Genomic DNA, 19313 nt, shown 5'->3' on the forward strand with positions numbered 1-19313 from the left:
TCTGGAAAGCATGCTTCTATATCTAATATTGCTGTTTCGCCAATGTTTGCAGCAATAGTTATACACATCGTTCCTTTTGGCCAAAGTTTGCTTTGGGCTAATCCATCTTCACTGTATGTCTTATCTGTTTCTCGAATATATTGCTCAGCCGCTCTTATTTCGCCAGTTTGAACAAAAGGATATTTACCGCCATACAAGTGTGCAGCGTTTCTAGGTCTATGCTTTGATCGGCCTCGATCAAGCCAACCAATTTGCGAAATACTTGCCCAAACCCACCCTTCAGGAAGTTCAGGTAAATCAGTTGTGTCCGGTTGGACTGGCTCTGGATATTTGTCTTGCCAGTTTTTAGGTGGATTTTTGCCTTTTTCTTTAAACTCTTCGAGTTTATTCTGTTCCCAGCGTTGCTAAGAATACGATTTAAAAGTTCTTGCCCAGTTTCTTCAATCTTACCTTTATTATCATTTCGCCATTTTTGGGTAAGCACACCTTCAACTGCACTTTTGAGTAAGGACTGACGATAGTTATTAAGTTTAACTTGAGCTGCTTTTAGTTCATTTACACCAGCATCTAACTCTGAAAATAGTTCATCGAGTTTTTCAACTATACGATCTTGCTCATTTCTTGGTGGGAGTGGGAATTCAATTTTAGATAAATTTCCTCTGGATATGCGCTTACGAGTAGAGCCACTTTGTAATGCTGCTATTTTACCCCTAAAGTCAGGAGAATTAATGAAGTGCATTATCCATGAAGAGTTAAAATGCTCATTCTTAGCAGGGCGAATAACACAAACGTCAACAACTGTGACCGAAGCTTGTTTCAACTTCGGCATTAAACATGCCCTGCCTAGGGGATCTGGCATCCGTGCAACAAGCACATCGTTGGGTTTTAGATATGTACAGTTTAAATAGTTAGCAGTTTCTTCATTTAGAAACCTATTGGATTTATTAATGAAAAAACCGTCACCTATATCAGCTAATTGCAGCAAACGAACTGAACCATCCGGATCTTGATCTTTACTTTCCACCCAATCACCATCAGTGAACACCCCTCCAGAGATTAGCGAAGGTATTGTTGTCATAGCCCAGCCTCTGGGCAGTTTTTCTATTTCACTCACGCAATTAATTCCTGATTCATTTCAGCCATAAGGCTATCTAATTCGTTCTTAGCTTCGCTGTTAAACAAGCCCCATGCTTTTTGTAAGCCACCGCGATCTGAAAAAGGGCTATAGTCAAAGTCATCGCGTTCAATTGAACAGCTAGCTGCAATATGGTCTTTTATTAATCTCAGCCACGTAGTTTGTTCTTCGGTAAAAGCTGTTTTTCTTTGGGCATTATGGCGGAAGATCCATTTTTTAAATTTCGCGTCCACTTGCTCAGCAAATGGTTTAAGCTCAGCCTCTAAACCGATAGCATATTTTACTAACGAGATTATATCGGTGAGCTGCCTTTGGGTGTTGGCCTTTTTACCTTTACTATTGCCGTTTGCTGAATTTATGCGCTCATAAGCAGTCCATAGCTTTTCCGTTGTTAATAACAACGGAGGATTATTTAACGCTTGGTGCAATTCTTCTAACATGGAAAAAGTTAATGGTCTTCGTTGATATGGCTGCTGGTAGAAAAAGCTGAGCGCTTGAATATCATCTTTATGCTGCTCAATAAACTCTTTAAAGCTTTGTATAACCTTTTCGGCTTTTTCTTCTGCTTGAGCACTGTAGCCGGAGTAAGTCACCGTATCTAAATTGATGTGGTCGATAACTTGTTCGCGTTCTCTTCTGGCAGACTCGATCACCTCTCTGGCATCAGGGTTATCAAAACTTTCACAAGCTTTATCAATTAGTTGTTGTTTTGCGGTTTCGCGTTCATTATCGGTAAGTGTTTCTTCACTTCGTGTAATACCTTGTGCCTTGGTATTTTCTAATGCTTTTTGATTAATAGCGTCAGGGTCTAGCGCGGTTAATAGTTCTCTTGCTAATTGAGCAACTGGTTTACCTGTAAGTTTCTCTATTTTCTTATGACCGCGAGTATCTATTTGTTTACCTAAACGGGTTAAGCGATTTGCTAAGCTTTGTATTATGTCATCATCACGATGCCCCATAGCCACGCCTTGAAGTAAGTCTTTCATTGAAAGGTTAGGGTTACGTTCTAACGGGCGGCTTTCTGTTTTTTGCGACTTTTCAACACCTACGGCATCAATGAGTACAAATCTATCTTTAGCACTAGTCGCACTTTTACTTACATTGCGAAGATCTTCAAAACCTAAACTTCTTACTCCACGGCCTTTCATTTGTTCGTAATAGCCTTTGCTGCGAACATCACGCATAAACAGTAGGACTTCTAATGGCTTTACGTCTGTTCCTGTTGCGATCATGTCAACAGTTACTGTGATACGTGGATTAAAGTCATTACGAAAGTCATTCAATATGCCATCAGGGTCTTTAGTGCTGTATGTAACCTTTTTACAAAACTCATTTCCTTGCCCGTACTCTTCACGAACAATTTGAATAATGTCATCAGCGTGGCTGTCTGTTTTGGCGAATATAAGTGTTTTTGGCACTTCTTTGCGGTTAGGAAATATTTCAGTTTCTACCGCCTTTTTCATTGCTCTAATAACTTGGCGGATTTGGCTGGTATTGACCACTGAGCGGTCAAGCTCTTTGCTAGTGTATGTGTTATCTTCTTCTGCTTGTGCCCAGCGTTTTTTGCGAGTTAATTTATCTCGATGATCTAACCATTCTTTGGCTTTCAGTTCAGCACCTTTGTTACCGATTTCGGTTTCAATCTCATAGACATCGTAACCAACATTTACGCCATCAAGCACAGAGTCTTCATAACTATATTCCGCAACGATGTTTTCGTTGAAAAAGCCTAATGTACGTTTATCAGGTGTGGCAGTAAGACCAATAATAAATGCATCGAAATAATCGAGCACTTGTTTCCAAAGGTTATAAATAGAGCGGTGACATTCATCAACGATAATAAAGTCAAAAGTTTCAATTGGAACTGCTGGGTTATACTTCACCAACTTTGCCTGTTGTTGATTTTGCTTAACTTCATGTAGTGATAAATCTTCTGCGCTTTCGTCTATTGGTTTACCACTTAGAATCGAATACATCCTTTGTATAGTACAAATACAAACTTCAGCAGCATCATCTATGGTGCTGCTATTGAGTCGCTGTACTATGTGATTTTCATGAAAAAATGTTTCTTTACCATGTGGTTTAAAAGCATGAAACTCTTGTTGTGCCTGCTTACCAAGGTTTCTGGTATCAACCAAAAACAAGATTCTTTTAGCGCCACCATTATTTAGTAATCGGTACACTGAGTTAATTGCTGTAAACGTTTTGCCAGCACCAGTTGCCATATGAATTAATGAGCGAGGTCTGTTATCGGCAAGAGATGTTTCCAATCCTGTGATCGCGTTTATTTGGCAGTCGCGTAGTTTGGCTTTCGGCAATGCTGGCATTTCATTTTTTAATCGAGAACGCAAAGAGCTAGTTTGCTTTTGCCAGTCTTGCAGTGTTTCTGGTTTGAAGAAATGGAAAATCTCTCTTGCTCTTGGAGCAGGATCTCTTAAATCAGTAAAATGAATAACTTGGCTTGTAGCTTCGAATAGGAAAGAAAGAGGCTCTTCATCTTGTCGGAATTTTATTTTGCTCGTGGCATATCGAAGTGTTTGGTCTTCTATTTGGGATAGAATGGTTTCGTCTTTTTTTGCTTCAATAACACCTACTGCTTTACGATTTACAAACAACAAATAGTCTGCGGGACCAGTATCGGTTGGGTATTCTCTAACAACAACTCCCAAGCTTTCGCCAAGGTTTACTTTAGGCCAAGTTTGTATTTTCCAGCCAGCGAGCTTTAATTGCTCGTCAATGCCTAATCGAGCTTGGGTTTCAGGCTTTAATCCTTCAATATCCATAACCTTTCCTAAACTTCGTCAAAGAAATCTTCATCTATCTTTTTGATATGCAATACATCTTCATCTCGACTGCCGATGTTGTAGCGCAGCATGAGTTTGGCTAGCTCTTTACCATTAATTAAGACGATGCGAGTGCCTAGATTGTTTGCTGTTTCTTGTGCTGATGATGTGAAATCTGATGTTGTGATAAAAATACCTTTTTGCGCACGTTTAAGGTTTAGTGCTCCAAAAAAGTCTCTGATATCACCAGCACCAACGTTATTACCTTCTGCATAACGCTTAGCTTGAATATATATTTGATCGACACCTAAAGGATCTTGGTCAATAACGCCATCAACACCATTGTCTCCTGATTTACCTAGCGCATGAGCTGCACCTTCACCAGCACCTCCATACCCCATAGCGATTAGTAGTTCGATGAGTAAATCTTCAAAAAAATCGGGGGTTACTTTGCGGGTACGCTCTAGGATTTCTTGAGCGAGTGCTTCATTAACTTTTTTATATGCGGATCTCAAGATTTCATCGGGTGTTGAAACTTCTTCTTGCTCAGTGATACCTGATTCAACTTCGCTGCCAGCTTCATCATTGCTTTTTTGTTTGAAAGCGATGAATTCATCAAATTTTTTCAGGTATTCGTTATTAATATCCACATTTTCAGATAAAGCTTCTTTACCACGAGGGGTAATAACAAAGTGTGCTCTGCGAGTAGCTTCTAACAATCCCGCTTTTGTTAAATAAGTGCGTGCCCAGCCAACTCGGTTATCTAGAATACTTTGGCGACCACTCGGCAAGGTTTCAGATCTTTCCTCATCCGTTAAGTTAAATTGATCTGCTAGTTGATTGATAACGTCACGTAGCTTTACTTCATTGCCATTCGCATCGTTAGCAATTTGCAAGAATGGACGCATAAATTGTTGATAATTGGGTATCACGCAATATCCTTATTGTTTTTGTTCTTCAATCCACTTTTCTAAATCAACACGCTTAAAGCGCCATGAGCCACCCACTTTGAAGCCGGGCAGTTTACCTTCGCTTGCAAGGCGATAAGCCGTTTTTTCATTCAACTTGAGGTATGTAGCAACCTCTTGAATAGTAAGTATTTCGTCTGTCATCGGACTATCTCAATAATGAACTTAGTTACAATATGAGAAAATTGAGGAAATAACAAGAAATTGGCTTATTAGTTTTTTTAATTTTTTAATTATCATGAGATATCACGTTTTATCATCAAACTATCAATTTTTATTTTCCCACGGTTACATAAGATTGATTTAGGCAATCACACAAACAGGAGAACATGATGTCTAATCAACAAAACAACCACAAAGCAAACCAAGATAACGCTAATAAAGGTACTTCTGGTACTAACCAAGCATATGCTAAGGTACAAGGTAATCGAGGTAAGCAGATGAATCCCAATCAGAAAAAATAAGGGATATTATGTAGCAGGCTAACAATGCCTGCTGCCTTTAAGGATGATTATGGAAGACACAACAGGCTCAAAAAAGAATAAACGTAAATTTAAACAGACGAAACAGCTAGTCAGACTGGCACTTAATGATGGCTAGACTCAAAATGAAATTAAAGAAGCCTGTAGGGTCCAACAATCCATTGTTAGTGGATGGAAGAGTGGCTCTAAACAAGGCACTGAACAGCAATTAAAACCTTTGCTTGAGATTTATGGTCATAAATTAAGAAGAAATTCATTTCGTCTCTATTGGAATATTGATCCTGAAACAAACTCAAAAAACTTCCATAAGGTGGAAGGCAAAGTTATTTTGAACCAAGCCTTTTATGATGCGAGAAGAGTTAAATACAAGCTAGAAAAAAAAGTTCCACAACATAAACTAACCATTCATCATCAAGGTAACAATAAATTCAGAGTTGTTTATCAAAATCGTTTAAAGTTTAAACATAGCAATGCTGAGCTTGAATCAACAGTAGAAGATGCCATTTGGGACGCGTTTGTTTCTGAGCAATATGAGCTTGCAGAGCTACTTCTTATCATTGATAAATATGCTGAAAAAACGTTAGCGGAATACCCTAGTGACGCAAACACGTTACCTTTTATTTTGCGTCAAGCATTGCTAAATCATGGCTTTGCAATTGATGGGGTTGTTGAATACCCTGCTGTTTGGTAAATTTGAGAATCCAAAAAAGGAACTTGGCACCTAAACGCCAAAACATGTGGGTAACCACAATCGTTTGAAGCCCCAATTGGGTAAGCCCTATGACTAGCCAGTTCGCTACCATAGCGCTATTCAAACAATTTAGGAGCACATTGTTATTGCTTTGAAAGAAGCTAGGCCAAAGGCACTGCTGATCAGCCGAATCATAACGTGTGATTACGGGATAGGGTGGGTAGAAAAGCCAGCCGTCAGTCACTGACCGCTGGCTTTTTGTTTTTCTAATTTTGGCTACCGTTACAACATCTACCCAGATAGCGGTACTTTTAAGTTAATGAAAAATAAAGGTAATAGTTTGTCTTCGTTGCAATTTAATTTTTCATGTTAAAAAGGGGTTGTTGTAGCAAGGGTTTTAGGCTTACTTTGTCTTCGTTCTATTTATGAGAAATCATTGATTGAAGTTGCTAGCTGCTAGTTTTTAGGAGCTAGGAATTAGCTTAGCAAGTGTTTGTAGGTCGTGCTCTAGCGCTTGCGGCATTTGTGAACTTGTAATCTCAATCCGCAAGATACCAGAAGTGTAGCATTTAGGTTCTCTTAGTACGGTTGTATGGAGTCTAGTAATAAATAACTATCCTGTAAGCATTTCATAATTATAAAGTATTTTGGTGGTCTGTCCTTATTAAAGGTAATATAATAGGTTTATATTGCAAATTAGGTGTTCTCACTAAAGCTTACGTAGGTAATGAATTATGTTAAAGGATTTGGTTGTTGGTAAGAAAATATGGGGGAGCTTTTTGCTCGTTTTTACTATTTTTGTTATTACTAGTTTGATGATAAATCATAGCTTATCTAAATTGAATCATGATGTTAAAACAATAACTAAAAGTACTTTACCTTCTATAAATTTACTCAAATCGATCCAAGTCGTTTTGACTGATATTCGCAAAGATGAGTTCTCACTTATTTCAAATTCCGAAAATCCTAAACTAATTGATTGGTTGAATGAACTTGAACAAAAGCGTCTTAATGTAGAGACAGTAATATTAAAGTATGAAGCTTTGCAATTATCTCCAGAAGAGCTACAAACGTTTGCGCACTTTAAAAAGGCTTGGAAGCAATATAAGCAAGAAACAGAACCATACAACCAATACCTTTCGAGTGGTGACATTAAAAAAGCAAATAGTATTGTTCTTAGTAGTTTAGAAGCATATACACGAGCAATTGAAAGTTTAAATAAGGCTGTTAATGCCAATAGTGACAGAACGATTACTGTTGATGAAACAATTAATGAACGATTATCAATAACGAGATGGGTTGTTATTGTCAGCGCTATATTAGTCATTACAGTAATTGTTTTAGCATCGATGTGGTTAACTCATTCAGTACGTCAACCTGTTCAGCATGCATTAGAGCTTGCTTCGTCAATTGCTAGTGGTCACTTAAACAACATACTCGATGAAGAATCGCTTAGCCAAGACGAGTTAGGGAATTTATTACTTCAAATTAGTAAAATGCAAAATAATCTTAATAGCTTAGTGACAGAGGTAAATAGCGCTATTATACAGCTATCTTCCTCTGTGGAAGAGATGAGTGCTATTTCTACACAAACTGCTTCGGGTATGCAAAATCAGCAAGCTGAACTCAGTTCAGTAGCTTCTGCAATGACAGAAATGCAAGCAGCTGTTGCTGAGGTAGCCCAAAATACAGAGGTTGCAGCCTCATCAGCAAGTGAATCAAGTAATATGGCAAAGCAAGGTAATTTGTCGATAGAAAAAATGATTGCAGTTATTTCTAAAGTATCTAACTCTATTGATGAATCAAAGCAACTTGCCAGTGAACTTGAGATAAGCTCTAAAGATATTAATATGGTGGTAGATGTTATTGGAGGGATTGCTGAGCAAACTAACTTACTTGCGCTGAATGCGGCTATCGAAGCGGCGAGAGCTGGAGAGCAGGGGCGAGGCTTTGCGGTTGTGGCTGATGAGGTTCGCTCACTAGCAAGGAGAACTCAAGCATCGACCCAACAAATTGTAGATATTGTTGAGCAATTACAGAAAAAGTCTAAGTTGATGGGGGAGTCAAGTGACCTTTGTAGTGATGAGATCTCCGAGTGTGTAAAACAGGCTCAACATGCAGGTTCGCAAATTGTAGAAATAGAACATTCTGTTGAACAAATTGCAAATATGAGTATACAAATTGCTACAGCATGTAGTGAGCAAAATGCGGTTACAGAAGATTTAAATCGTAGTATTGAGCAAATAAACGCTGAATCTACTGAAATGTCTGAAGGTGCATCACAAACAGCTATCGCATGCGGTGAAATCAGCCAATTAGCATATAGTTTAAAAGAGCAACTCGAAAAGTTTAAACTATAAAAAAGCTGTTGGTATTGCAGTATTTTTAACTTTATATATCCCGATAAAATTCTTCTACGTCCCCCCTGCAAAGTAGTTTGTTGGGGGGAATTAAAGTCAGCGAGTTTATAAACATCGAGTAACTATGCACTCATTAATAGGCAAAAGTAAAAAATACTACGTGCTATTAACTATTTTTGGATTCTATGGGTGTTAATTAAGCCGCTACTTCAACACAATTACGGCCATTACTCTTCGCTTTGTACAGTGCTTTGTCGGCAATGGTGAGTGTTTCTTTTATAGTAGTTGCGGCGTGGGCTACGCTGTGAACACCAATGCTTACTGTAAATTTAACTGTTTGTGTATCATCAACATTAATAATGGTTTCTTGTGCTTGTTTGCGAATTCGTTCGGCAACCTGCTTGGCATCTTCAAGGTTACAATTAAGCAGTAATACAAACTCTTCACCGCCGTAGCGACAGGCTATATCCCCTTTGCGCTGCTTTGCTGTAAGTATATTGGCAAACTCAATAATAACTTTGTCACCAATATCGTGCCCATAGGTATCGTTTATATTTTTGAAATGATCGAGATCGGCAATCAGTAAAGATAATGGCTGATTATTTGTGGCTGTTGCTGCAATTAACTCTTCACTTTTTCTATCGAAGTAGCGACGATTAAACAGGCCTGTCATTGGATCTGTGTCGACTAAGCGAGTGAGCTCTTTTTGCTGCGCTTTTACTTTTTCAAGTGTTTTAATTCGGTATGAGAGAATAAACGCCATCATTAAAGCTTCGAGTAAAATGCCTATTCCCACGCCATGACTATTGATCACGTTAGCATCACTGATCCCTTTGTAATAAAGCACTGCCAACATATTGAAAATGACAAACATAGAGTGACCAAGTAAAAAGTATTTTGCTAGTGGGTTTCCTTTGCGCCATAGCGAAATAGATACCCCGAATGTCACCGTCATCATAAGTGCGGCTAAGCTACTAGCTGGCTTTAATGCGCCAACGATATCGAATAAGCTGTAGATAAAGTCGCCAACAAGCAACAATAATATAATTGAAAGGGCAATATGCTCTTTAGGGTAATGTTTCTTGGTCTCGAAAATGAGCATTACAAAGATCACCAAAAAGCTTGGCATACTGAGTAAGTTTGAGTTTAGTTGGAAAAGCTCTGCACTAAATACACCAAAAAAATTTGCCGCTACACCGTAAGATAACGCCACCCATACGGTGCCTGAAATCAAGTATAGGGCATATACGATGTTCTCGATTTTTCGGGCCGATAAATACAAGAAAAAGTTATATATCATTAGCGCAAGCATCATTCCAACGAGTAGCGCAATGTAATTACCGTTACCGACTAATGCACGTTTAGAGTGCTCTTCGTCATATATATTAAGAGTAAACCACTGGTGTGAGTAAGTTACAGATTTCACATAAAGGATTTTTTGCTGAGCTGGTGCTAAAGCAAACGAAAAAACGGCACTCCCGCCAAACATATTGGCTTTTACCCCAGATTTATCTAAATAAACATCTGTTTGATTAATGAGTTGCCCATTGTGGGTTTCGTAAAATCCCACCTCTTCTAGATGGTAAGCATCGGGGTTGTGAACAAATAAACGTAAGCTATCGCTATAGTTATTTTTGATGATTATTTTTGACCAGGTCGTTTTTGCGTTAGTACCTAAAGTGAGCTCATTTTTACTGTTAATAAAATTTTCACTTTGTATCTTAGTGAATGGAGTATTGCCTTGCTTATCGATGAAATAGCTCATGTTGAATTGCGTAAGATTAACGCTGCGCTCGTTAATAGAGATTACAGAGTTAGCCTGATCCGCATAGCTGTTTTCTGTCACAATTAAGCATAGTAAATAGATAACAATGAGCTGTGATAAGCGTGCAATCATCCTTAATGCCTACATCTTGATATTAATAATAAAGTGTTATTTTTAACTTAAAACACAGGATTGTCGAGCGAATTTTATCCAAAATAAAAAAGCCGCTATACTTAGCGGCTTTGTTGGTTGCGAAAATATTAACGTAAGTCGAAACGATCTAGCGTCATCACTTTAGTCCATGCTGCTACGAAGTCATCAACAAACTTCTGTTTAGCATCGTCAGATGCGTACACTTCAGCAATTGAACGTAGCTCTGAATTTGAACCGAAGATTAAATCTACTGGTGTTGCTGTCCACTTAAGTTTGCCTGACTTACGGTCACGGCCTTCGTAAACACCTTCTTCAGAAGACTTAGACCACTTCGTTGACATATCTAGTAGGTTAACGAAGAAATCATTGCTTAATGTGCCTGGTTTTTTCGTGAATACACCGTGTTTAGTTTGGTCAGTATTCGCGTTAAGGGCGCGCATACCACCTAGTAGTGCAGTCATTTCTGGTACTGATAAGCTCAGTAAGTCAGCGCGCTCAACTAACATTTCAGCAGGTGATTTCCATGCTGAGCTGTAGTAGTTACGGAATGCATCTGCTGTTGGCTCAAGTACTTCGAATGATTCAACGTCAGTCATTTCTAATGACGCGTCCATACGACCTGGCTTGAATGGTACTGTGATAGAGAAACCAGCGTCGCTTGCTGCTTTTTCGATTGCAGCCGCACCACCAAGAACAATCATATCTGCTAGTGAAATTTCTTTACCGTCAGATGCTTTTTTGTTGAACTTAGTTTGGATTTTCTCAAGTTTGCTCAGTACTTTAGCTACTTCTTTCGGGTTGTTTACCGGCCAATCTTTTTGCGGAGCAAAACGAATACGTGCACCGTTTGCACCACCACGCATATCTGTGTCGCGGTAGCTTGCTGCTGATGCCCAAGCAACACGCACGAGTTCAGATACAGATAAACCAGAATCTAAGATGCTTGCTTTAAGTGACGCGATATCTTTGCTATCAACAAGTTTGTGATCAACCGCAGGGATGTAATCTTGCCAAATTAATACTTCTTCTGGCACTAAGTCACCTAGGTAACGAGCACGTGGGCCCATGTCACGGTGGTTTAGTTTGAACCATGCTTTAGCAAATGCCAGTTCGAACTCTTTCGGGTCGTTTAAGAAACGCTCTGAAATCTTACGGAACTCAGGGTCTGCTTTTAACGCGATATCAGTTGTGAACATGATAGGCGCATGACGCTTACCTTTAATGTGTGCATCTGGCACTAGGTTAGATGCTTGACCATTTTCAGGGATCCACTGAGTTGCGCCTGCTGGGCTCTTCGTTTTAACCCACTCAAAGCTGAACAAGTTTTGTAGGTAGTTGATTGACCAACGTGTTGGTGTCACTGTCCATGCGCCTTCAAGACCTGAAGTAACAGTATCTTCTGAGTGACCTTTACCACATTTGTTTTTCCAACCTAAACCTTGCTCTTCGATAGCCGCAGCTGCTGGCTCTTTGTCTAAGCAGGTCGCTTTTTTCGCACCGTGTGCTTTACCAAAGCTGTGACCACCGGCGATAAGTGCAACGATTTCTTCATCGTTCATTGCCATGCGGCCGAATGATAAACGAATGTCTTCTGCTGCTAGCAGTGGATCAGGGTTACCGTGAGGGCCTTCTGGGTTTACATAAATTAAGCCCATCTCAACTGCCGCTAATGGGCCTTTAAGTTTGCCTTTTTTGTCACGACGTTCGTCAGTTAGCATTTTGCCTTCAGGGCCCCAGTATACGTAATCTGGCTCCCAATCGTCTTCACGACCACCGGCATAACCGAAGGTTTTGAAGCCCATTGATTCAAGCGCAACGTTACCTGTTAACGCCATTAAGTCAGCCCAAGAAATGCTGCGACCGTATTTTTGTTTTACAGGCCAAAGTAAGCGACGCGCTTTATCAAGGTTCGCGTTATCAGGCCAGCTGTTTAGTGGGTCGAAACGTTGTTGACCACCGCCTGCGCCACCACGACCATCAAAAGTACGGTACGTACCTGATGCGTGCCACGCCATACGGATGAAGAATGGACCATAGTGACCGTAGTCAGCAGGCCACCAATCTTGAGAATCAGTCAATACTTTCTCAATATCGGCTTTCACTGCGTTTAGGTCTAACTTTAAAAATTCTTTTTTGTAATCAAAGTAAGGACCCATTGGGTTTGATTCTGCGCCATGGGCACGAAGTTGGCTAAGATCTAATTGTTCTGGCCACCAGAATTGGTTTGATTTGATGTCGTTAGTCGCTTGTACGCCTGTTGCTACGAGTAAAGATACTGCAACAGCGACTTTAGACAACGCTGACGTTGATTTTTTAAACATTGTGTAGTCTCCAGTTAGAAGTTGGATGAAATATAGAGTTGTTCTGATTAACTTTCCACTTACAAACTGGGGTTTAAATCGATTGATAAAATCGAAAAAACAGATTGTTTGATTGATTTTATAGAACAAAGCCAGCAAAAATGCTGGCTCTGGGGGAGGTGTGCTTTAAGCTGAAAATCAGCTTGTTGCTTATTCTTCAATAAAAGGGATGCCGTTTTTGATCCAATCAGCAGCTGGCTTGCCTTTTAAGTAATGATCAAAGTATTCCATCATGCGCACCGAGAAATCCACTTGATTAGGGAATTTCTTCAAGTGATGTGGTTCGCCTTCGTATTGTAAGAAGGTGGCATCTTTACCCGCGCGACGAAGCGCTAGATAGTACTGAACCCCTTCGTGCCAAGGCACAGCGTCATCTTTGTCACCAAACATAATCAGGATTGGGGTATTCACTTTGTCGGCAAAGAATACGGGTGAGTTTTCGATGTACAGCTCTGGCGCTTCGAATAAGGTTTTACCAATGCGGCTTTGCCCTGTTTCGTATTGGAATTGACGCGCAAGGCCTGATTTTAAGCGAATACCGCTATACGCACTGGTCATGTTAGATACTGGCGCACCCGATACAACCGCCTTAAACATATCTGTTTGCGTGATCATAAAGGCACTTTGATAGCCTGCCCATGAGTGGCCTTGTAAACCAATTTTATCTGGATCAGCAATGCCTAAATCAATTAACTTTTGAGTGGCGTTGATCATCGTTTGGGTTGACGATTTGCCCGGATGGCCAATTTCAAAACGGATATCAGGTAAGAAAATCGCATAGCCATTTGAGGTAAACATCGGGAAGTTAGGGCGATGATTTAACTCCATTTTAGGGAAATCATACATGCGTTGGCTCATATAGCGGTAGAAGTACACAACCACCGGAACCTTATCGCCTTTTTTGTAGCCCGCAGGCTTGATTAATACGCCTTGTAAATCTTCACCATCAAACCCTTTGTAACTAATGAGCTCAGGTTTTTCACCCCATGCAAAGTTGCTAATTTGTGGGTTTAGGTTGGTAACACGCTGTGGCTTTTTAAAGCTAAAGTCAGTTTGGTAGTAATCAGGGAATTGCTGATATGTTTGCGCAGTAAATAGGTATTTGTCGGCATTTTTTGCCTTTTTCACCACATCATAGCGCTTTTTACCCGATAGTACTTTGCTTACTTTATTGCTTGCTAAGTCAAGCTTGGCAATTTCAGTTTGCTTATCTTGCAGGTTGGTTGCGCTTAGCAATAATGTTTCGTCTTTGGCAAAGCCCACTTGGTCTTTATCAAGTTTAATAACACGATATTGGGTATTGGTTTCTTTACCTTGGGTTAGGCGCGTTGCCTTTTGTGTTGCGACATCAAAAGCCCAAATATCAAATTTGCTGTAAACCAGTACTTGGCTGCTGTCGTTTAACCAGCCTGCAAAACCATAACCCGGTTGAGGTGATGGATAGTCATGCTTATCATCGGCAAAAATAGCATTAATTGCTTTAGATAACGTTGAAACCTTGTTGTTACCTAAATCTTTTAGCTGAACTTGGCTGTCTTGGAAAAATGCTGCAAATTGGCCATTTGGCGCAAGGCTTGGTCTAAACGGATAGTCGCTGATGATAGCGGTTTGTTTACCAGTTTTAACATCCACGCTGAAGTAATCTGCGTAAAAACCGCCATACATAACACGTTCTAGGTAAGGTAGGTCTGAGTAACCTAATAGAGCTTCGCGATGAGTATTAAGCGAAACCTCTGGCATGTTTGGTGTGCTTAACTGCACAACTTGCTGACCATTTACATGATATACCGCTTGATAGTGGCGCAGCTTATTGGCTTTGTTCCATTGCTGCTCTTCGCGTGGTTTTATTTCAGCGTCTTTGTTGTGCCAAACGTTTAGGCCTTTTTGGTCGCGAATGGTATCGAAATCATATAAAGAGGCTTCATCTTTGTATTCTTTTAAGGCAACTTTTGCGGCGAGTTTAGGGTGGTTTTCAAAGTATAAACGAGCGCCATCTTCAGACCATGTTAATGATGCTGTTTTGCCGATAGTCCAGCTGCTATCTGTAGAGTTAATGGTTGAAAGTGCGCCGTTTTGTAAAAGCTGTAAGCTATGGTCGCGACGCCTTGTATCATCATTAACGTAATTACCAACTAACAGCGCTGCGGTATTACTGTTTGGTTGCCATGCAATTTTATTTGCAACCACACCTGGCTCATCAATCAACACGCTAGTTGCAAAGCCATTATTAAGGTCAACTAACACTACTTGGTTGTCGGCCCCATCACTGTAGCTTTGGCTTGCTAGTAATTGCTCGCCAGTGCTGCTCATCGCATAGCTAAATACATTATTTACAGTGTGAGTGGTTTTGTCTTGTAGGTTAACAAGCACTAAATCAAAGCTTTTGTCTTTTTTGTCTGGCTTGATTTCGCTGCTGTTTTCGTCTTTTTCTTGGTCGTCTTTTTTATCTGCTTTTTCTGCTTTCTTATCGAGTCGGTAAGCAAGCCATACACCATCATCCGATAACGCGTAGTCTTTTACAAGGTTAAACGTTTGTTGCTCACCATTTTTAGTATTCACTAAAACTAGGTTATTTTTTAGCTCATCTTTTTTCTTGGTGGTTTCTTTTTCAAGCAGGGTAGGTACCTGAGTAAAAGCCACCCAGTTTGCTGCTTTATTAATAGTAGGGCGAGTACCACGCTCAACGCTGGCAAGCAGGGTGTTATTGTTTAATGTATAAACCTGACCTTGTGCATTACCGCGATACGGGTCAGCACTAAAGCTAAGAACTTGGCCATCTTCAGAAAGTTGGGTGCCTTTTGCGTATTTAAAATCAAACACGTCTTTAAATTGCAGAGCTTCTTTCGCACTAACTTGTGCACTACCAAGGCTTGTCACCAAGGCTAAGCTCAAAAGTGATAATTGCGCTTTCATTCATCTTTCTCGTTGTTTTTAAAATGATGCACCCAGTGTAGCGTTTTAAATTAACAATTCGAGTAGATACGATAAGTGGCGTGTTTGGGGAGTTGGACGGGAAAGTTTCAAGGGAAAAGTTACAAGGGGAAAGTTACAAGGGGAAAGTTACAAGGGGAAAGTTAGAAAGCAACTCGTTGACTTTACTCTTTCCCCTAACAACTCACTACAACCAAATCTTTTGTAACTCTGGCCATTGTTTTTCAAATTGTGCACTTGGTTTTGCTTTAAAGTCGCTGCGCACGAATTGATTCATCTTACCTTCTACGTAGGCGAGTAAGAAGTTGGCTAGGGTGGTTTCGTCTGATTGAAATGCTTTGCCTTCGCGCAGTTTGCGCTCGCGTAGCACTTGCTTGAACTGAGTTTCTAGCTTTTCAAATAGGCCTTGTACACGCTCACGTAAACGCTCTTGTTCACCTTGCAAGGCATCACCGGTCAAAATGCGGGTAATACCCGGGTTTTTCTCAGCAAAGGCTAATAATAGCAGTAAAATATTGTACACACGTGTTTGGCTTTCTTTCTCATTTTCTAAAATGAGGTTAATGCGTGATAACAGGGTATCTTCAATAAACTCGATTAGGCCCTCAAACATCCGTGCTTTACTCGGAAAATGACGATACAACGCAGCTTCAGACACACCTACCTCAGCCGCTAGTTTTGCAGTTGTGATACGTTGACCTGGGCTGGTTTCTAACATTTGTGCGAGTGCTTGCAGAATCTGCTCTTTGCGATTACTTCTTTTTGTCGCAGGCATGACCATTCCTTTCTTATAATTTATTACTTGCGCTCTTAGGAGTCAGACAAGCCATTTTTTGTGCAAATGAGAGGCTTATGTTAATGTTTTATTCAGTTTCTTTCCAGCATTTTTACAAACGCTTGGCAAGCTCAGTCATCACGCTCATGGCCAAATCTTTTTTACTTCCCATCGCTAAATCTAGCTGCTCATTGTGCCAGAAAAGTGTTAAAGCATTATGATCAGAATTAAAGCCAAGGCCTTCTTTTGATACGTCATTTGCGCAGATCATATCGAGATTTTTGTTCTTTAATTTACCTTGTGCATAGCTTGCAACATCTTGGGTTTCGGCGGCAAAGCCCACAGTATAAGGACGGTTTTTGCTAAGCGCTGCAACGTTTGCGATAACATCTGGGTTTTTAACTAAGGTGAGGGTTAGTTCATCACTTTGTTTTTTCATTTTTTGCTCATGAATTGCTGCTGCACGGTAATCGGCTACTGCTGCACAGCCTATAAAGGCATCTGATTGTACGGCTAGTTGCATTGAGGCGGTGAGTAATTGCTCTGCACTTTCTATAGTAGTAAGCAGGGCATTAGCAGGTGCTTTAATTGTTACAGGGCCAGAAATTAAGTTGACCTTTGCACCTAAAGCAAGTGCAGCCTCGGCAAGGGCATAACCCATTTTGCCAGAGCTGTGATTAGAGATATAACGAACTGGGTCGAGGGCTTCTCGGGTTGGTCCTGCTGTAATTGTAATAGTTTTGCCGGCAAGTAATGGCTCTACTTCAGGTTGTGTACAAAGCGTGACTAACTCATGAGGCTCTAACATACGGCCTGCGCCTACATCACCACAAGCCTGCTCGCCTTTACCTGGGCCCCAAATAGCCACGCCGCGTTCGCGAAGTGTGGCAATATTTGCTTGTGTAGCAGGATGGGCATACATTTGCTGGTTCATGGCAGGTGCTACAGCCACTTTTGCAGGGGTGGCTAATAGAAGTGTTGTCAGTAAATCATCGGCAATACCCATTGCCATTTTCGCTAAAATATTACTGGTTGCAGGGGCAACTAAAATAAGGTCGGCCCATTTAGCAAACTCAATATGGCCCATTGCTGCTTCTGCTGCTGGGTCGAGTAATGAATCAGAAACAATTTCACCGCTTACCGCTTGCATTGTTAAAGGAGTAATAAAGTGTTTTGCTGAGTCGGTCATGACGACTTTAACTTCGCAGCCTTGATCTTTTAAACGGCGGACAAGCTCTGCACATTTATAGGCTGCAATACCACCACTCATACCTAGCAGGATTTTTTTATTTACTGATTTAGTCATTACGTGAAATTTAACTTTTGTCGATATGGGCTAACGATAGCAAATCTTTACCGATAGCATGAAGTTTTCTTTTTCATGACAGGAAAAAACTGGATTTTCTAGGTTTTATAGTACAGTTTAGGCATTGATATAGTTGTTTTAAGGATGAAGCAATGCCATTAACCGATTTACCTCTATCAGCAAGGCCTCGCGAGAAGCTACTTGCTAAAGGTGCTAAAGCACTTTCAGATGCAGAGCTATTAGCAATATTTTTACGCACAGGCGTGCCGGGCATGAATGCTATTGAGCTTGCAGAGCATTTACTCAGTATAAATAGTACATTGCAAAACTTGTTTAACGCGAGCGAACAAGAATTCTGCGCACAAAAGGGCTTAGGGGCGGCTAAGTATGTTCAGTTGCAAGCGGTACTTGAATTAAGCCGGCGCTATATGCTTGAGCAATGTAAACGCGAGGCACTATTTAATTCGCCACAAGCTGTGTACGACTACTTAACTATTCAGTTGCGTGGTTTGCAGCAAGAAGTATTTATGGTGCTGTATTTAGATAATCAAAATCAATTAATTAAAGACGAAGTGCTTTTTTACGGCACTATTAATGCAGCTTCTGTGTACCCACGCGAAGTCGTCAAAGCGGCATTACGTAATAATGCCGCGGCACTGATTCTTGCCCATAACCACCCAAGTGGAGTAGCTGAGCCAAGTCAGGCTGATAAATTGATCACCACGAAATTGCAGCAAGCGTTAGCCTTAGTTGATATAAATGTGCTGGATCACATCATAGTGGGAGGTGAAAATTGTGTGTCGTTTGCCGAAAGAGGGCTTATATAAAGCTTGTTAGGCTATAGAGTGTGTTAAAAATGAGCAGTTTAGGGCGATTTTAGAAATTAGTTTAATTTAAATGCAGTTTTTACTTTCCCTAAGGGCATTCGATCTTTATAATTAGCCGCTATCAAATTTACACATGAGCTGATTGGATAAGATCTGTTACTTGATCTTTGCCTGTATAAGCTGTATAAAGAGCGCCCTTCGATTTATCCCGGGGCACAAATACTGGCCTAAGGGAAAATTAAGCTCGAGCGAAGTTATTGGAGATATATAGACATGTCTAAAGTATGTCAAGTTACAGGTAAGCGTCCAGCGGTTGGTAACCACCGTTCACACGCGAGAAACGCGACTAAACGTCGTTTCCTACCTAACCTACAAACTCACCGTTTTTGGGTTGAAAGTGAAAAACGTTTTGTAACACTACGCACTACTACTAAAGGTATGCGTATTATCGATAAAAAAGGCATCGACGCGGTTCTTACAGAAATCCGTGCTCGTGGCGAAAAAGTTTAAGGAACTGAATCATGCGCGATAAGATCCGTTTAGTTTCAACTGCTGGTACTGGTTTTTTCTACACTACCGACAAGAACAAGCGTAACATGCCTGAAAAAATGGAAATCAAAAAATACGATCCTAAAGCTCGTAAACACGTGATTTTCAAAGAAGCTAAAATCAAGTAATTTTAGTTTTCAGAATCTCAAAAACCCAGCCTCGGCTGGGTTTTTTGTTTTTAGCGTTTAGAAAATCTTATTAGAGCACAATAATCTAGCTTGGCTTGCT

General features: G+C 40.4%; 15 protein-coding genes and 1 pseudogene. 6 read left to right on the forward strand and 10 right to left on the reverse strand.

Annotated features, from left to right (window positions below; translation table 11 throughout):
- The 5 genes and pseudogenes from L1264_RS07330 to mads1 form a co-directional block, all read right to left on the reverse strand.
- Window positions 1–197, reverse strand: a pseudogene (locus L1264_RS07330) (restriction endonuclease subunit S); the annotation flags it as partial.
- A complete protein-coding gene (locus L1264_RS07335; RefSeq protein ID WP_235403848.1) occupies window positions 155–1114 on the reverse strand; it encodes a restriction endonuclease subunit S in 960 nt (319 codons plus the stop codon). The pseudogene L1264_RS07330 and the gene L1264_RS07335, both read right to left, overlap by 43 nt.
- Window positions 1111–3918, reverse strand: coding sequence for a type I restriction endonuclease subunit R (locus tag L1264_RS07340; protein WP_199527332.1), 2808 nt, complete (start codon window positions 3916–3918; stop codon window positions 1111–1113). The genes L1264_RS07335 and L1264_RS07340 overlap by 4 nt, the downstream gene beginning before the upstream one ends.
- Window positions 3919–3926: 8 nt before the next feature.
- Entirely contained in the window at window positions 3927–4850 is a 924-nt protein-coding gene (locus L1264_RS07345; protein ID WP_199527333.1) for a restriction endonuclease, read from the reverse strand.
- 9 nt (window positions 4851–4859) lie between these two features.
- Window positions 4860–5030, reverse strand: coding sequence for a methylation-associated defense system helix-turn-helix domain-containing protein MAD1 (gene mads1, locus L1264_RS07350; protein ID WP_138582674.1), 171 nt, complete (start codon window positions 5028–5030; stop codon window positions 4860–4862).
- A 185-nt stretch (window positions 5031–5215) separates the two neighbouring features.
- Between mads1 and L1264_RS21435 the strand changes: the two genes are divergently transcribed.
- The 3 genes from L1264_RS21435 (at window position 5216) to L1264_RS07360 (ending at window position 8419) form a co-directional block, all read left to right on the forward strand.
- Window positions 5216–5350 (forward strand): hypothetical protein, encoded by a 135-nt coding sequence (locus L1264_RS21435; RefSeq protein WP_268833811.1) that lies wholly within the window; start codon window positions 5216–5218, stop codon window positions 5348–5350.
- Between the two features lie 346 nt (window positions 5351–5696).
- The gene (locus L1264_RS07355) at window positions 5697–6059 is read left to right on the forward strand and encodes a hypothetical protein (protein WP_235403850.1); all 363 of its coding nucleotides are present in this window, start codon (window positions 5697–5699) and stop codon (window positions 6057–6059) included.
- Window positions 6060–6793: 734 nt separating this feature from the next.
- Window positions 6794–8419: a methyl-accepting chemotaxis protein gene (locus L1264_RS07360; protein WP_199527335.1), complete on the forward strand. Its 1626-nt coding sequence runs from the start codon at window positions 6794–6796 to the stop codon at window positions 8417–8419.
- Window positions 8420–8615: 196 nt separating this feature from the next.
- Here L1264_RS07360 and L1264_RS07365 read toward each other — a convergent pair whose 3' ends face one another.
- From L1264_RS07365 to coaBC, 5 genes are all read right to left on the reverse strand, one after another.
- Window positions 8616–10316, reverse strand: coding sequence for a sensor domain-containing diguanylate cyclase (locus L1264_RS07365; protein ID WP_199527336.1), 1701 nt, complete (start codon window positions 10314–10316; stop codon window positions 8616–8618).
- A gap of 128 nt (window positions 10317–10444) precedes the next feature.
- Complete coding sequence (katG, locus tag L1264_RS07370) at window positions 10445–12658, reverse strand: catalase/peroxidase HPI (RefSeq protein ID WP_199527337.1); 2214 nt, start codon at window positions 12656–12658, stop codon at window positions 10445–10447.
- 189 nt (window positions 12659–12847) lie between these two features.
- Window positions 12848–15610, reverse strand: a complete 2763-nt coding sequence (locus L1264_RS07375; protein WP_199527338.1) for a S9 family peptidase — start codon at window positions 15608–15610, stop codon at window positions 12848–12850.
- A gap of 205 nt (window positions 15611–15815) precedes the next feature.
- Window positions 15816–16403, reverse strand: a complete 588-nt coding sequence (slmA, locus tag L1264_RS07380; RefSeq protein ID WP_063699831.1) for a nucleoid occlusion factor SlmA — start codon at window positions 16401–16403, stop codon at window positions 15816–15818.
- Window positions 16404–16515: 112 nt separating this feature from the next.
- A complete protein-coding gene (gene coaBC, locus L1264_RS07385; protein ID WP_199527339.1) occupies window positions 16516–17709 on the reverse strand; it encodes a bifunctional phosphopantothenoylcysteine decarboxylase/phosphopantothenate--cysteine ligase CoaBC in 1194 nt (397 codons plus the stop codon).
- Between the two features lie 152 nt (window positions 17710–17861).
- Here coaBC and radC point away from each other — a divergent pair, with 152 nt between their 5' ends.
- From radC to rpmG, 3 genes are all read left to right on the forward strand, one after another.
- The gene (gene radC, locus L1264_RS07390) at window positions 17862–18536 is read left to right on the forward strand and encodes a RadC family protein (RefSeq protein WP_135926190.1); all 675 of its coding nucleotides are present in this window, start codon (window positions 17862–17864) and stop codon (window positions 18534–18536) included.
- A 273-nt stretch (window positions 18537–18809) separates the two neighbouring features.
- Window positions 18810–19046 carry a 50S ribosomal protein L28 gene (gene rpmB / locus L1264_RS07395; RefSeq protein ID WP_036973115.1) on the forward strand — a complete coding sequence of 79 codons (237 nt, stop codon included), beginning with the start codon at window positions 18810–18812 and terminating at the stop codon, window positions 19044–19046.
- Window positions 19047–19057: 11 nt separating this feature from the next.
- Window positions 19058–19213: a 50S ribosomal protein L33 gene (gene rpmG, locus L1264_RS07400; RefSeq protein WP_022946036.1), complete on the forward strand. Its 156-nt coding sequence runs from the start codon at window positions 19058–19060 to the stop codon at window positions 19211–19213.
- Window positions 19214–19313 lie beyond the last annotated feature (100 nt).

The organism is Pseudoalteromonas sp. APAL1 (genome assembly GCF_021532475.1).
Classification (GTDB): domain Bacteria; phylum Pseudomonadota; class Gammaproteobacteria; order Enterobacterales; family Alteromonadaceae; genus Pseudoalteromonas; species Pseudoalteromonas lipolytica_C.

What these genes read in the sequence shown, in the direction of transcription:
- L1264_RS07340 (WP_199527332.1), bottom strand. Translation starts at nt 3,918, where the DNA reads ATGGATATTGAAGGATTAAAGCCTGAAACCCAAGCTCGATTAGGCATT.
- mads1 (WP_138582674.1), bottom strand. Translation starts at nt 5,030, where the DNA reads ATGACAGACGAAATACTTACTATTCAAGAGGTTGCTACATACCTCAAG.
- L1264_RS21435 (WP_268833811.1), top strand. Translation starts at nt 5,216, where the DNA reads ATGATGTCTAATCAACAAAACAACCACAAAGCAAACCAAGATAACGCT.
- L1264_RS07360 (WP_199527335.1), top strand. Translation starts at nt 6,794, where the DNA reads ATGTTAAAGGATTTGGTTGTTGGTAAGAAAATATGGGGGAGCTTTTTG.
- L1264_RS07365 (WP_199527336.1), bottom strand. Translation starts at nt 10,316, where the DNA reads ATGATTGCACGCTTATCACAGCTCATTGTTATCTATTTACTATGCTTA.
- katG (WP_199527337.1), bottom strand. Translation starts at nt 12,658, where the DNA reads ATGTTTAAAAAATCAACGTCAGCGTTGTCTAAAGTCGCTGTTGCAGTA.
- L1264_RS07375 (WP_199527338.1), bottom strand. Translation starts at nt 15,610, where the DNA reads ATGAAAGCGCAATTATCACTTTTGAGCTTAGCCTTGGTGACAAGCCTT.
- slmA (WP_063699831.1), bottom strand. Translation starts at nt 16,403, where the DNA reads ATGCCTGCGACAAAAAGAAGTAATCGCAAAGAGCAGATTCTGCAAGCA.
- coaBC (WP_199527339.1), bottom strand. Translation starts at nt 17,709, where the DNA reads ATGACTAAATCAGTAAATAAAAAAATCCTGCTAGGTATGAGTGGTGGT.
- radC (WP_135926190.1), top strand. Translation starts at nt 17,862, where the DNA reads ATGCCATTAACCGATTTACCTCTATCAGCAAGGCCTCGCGAGAAGCTA.
- rpmB (WP_036973115.1), top strand. Translation starts at nt 18,810, where the DNA reads ATGTCTAAAGTATGTCAAGTTACAGGTAAGCGTCCAGCGGTTGGTAAC.
- rpmG (WP_022946036.1), top strand. Translation starts at nt 19,058, where the DNA reads ATGCGCGATAAGATCCGTTTAGTTTCAACTGCTGGTACTGGTTTTTTC.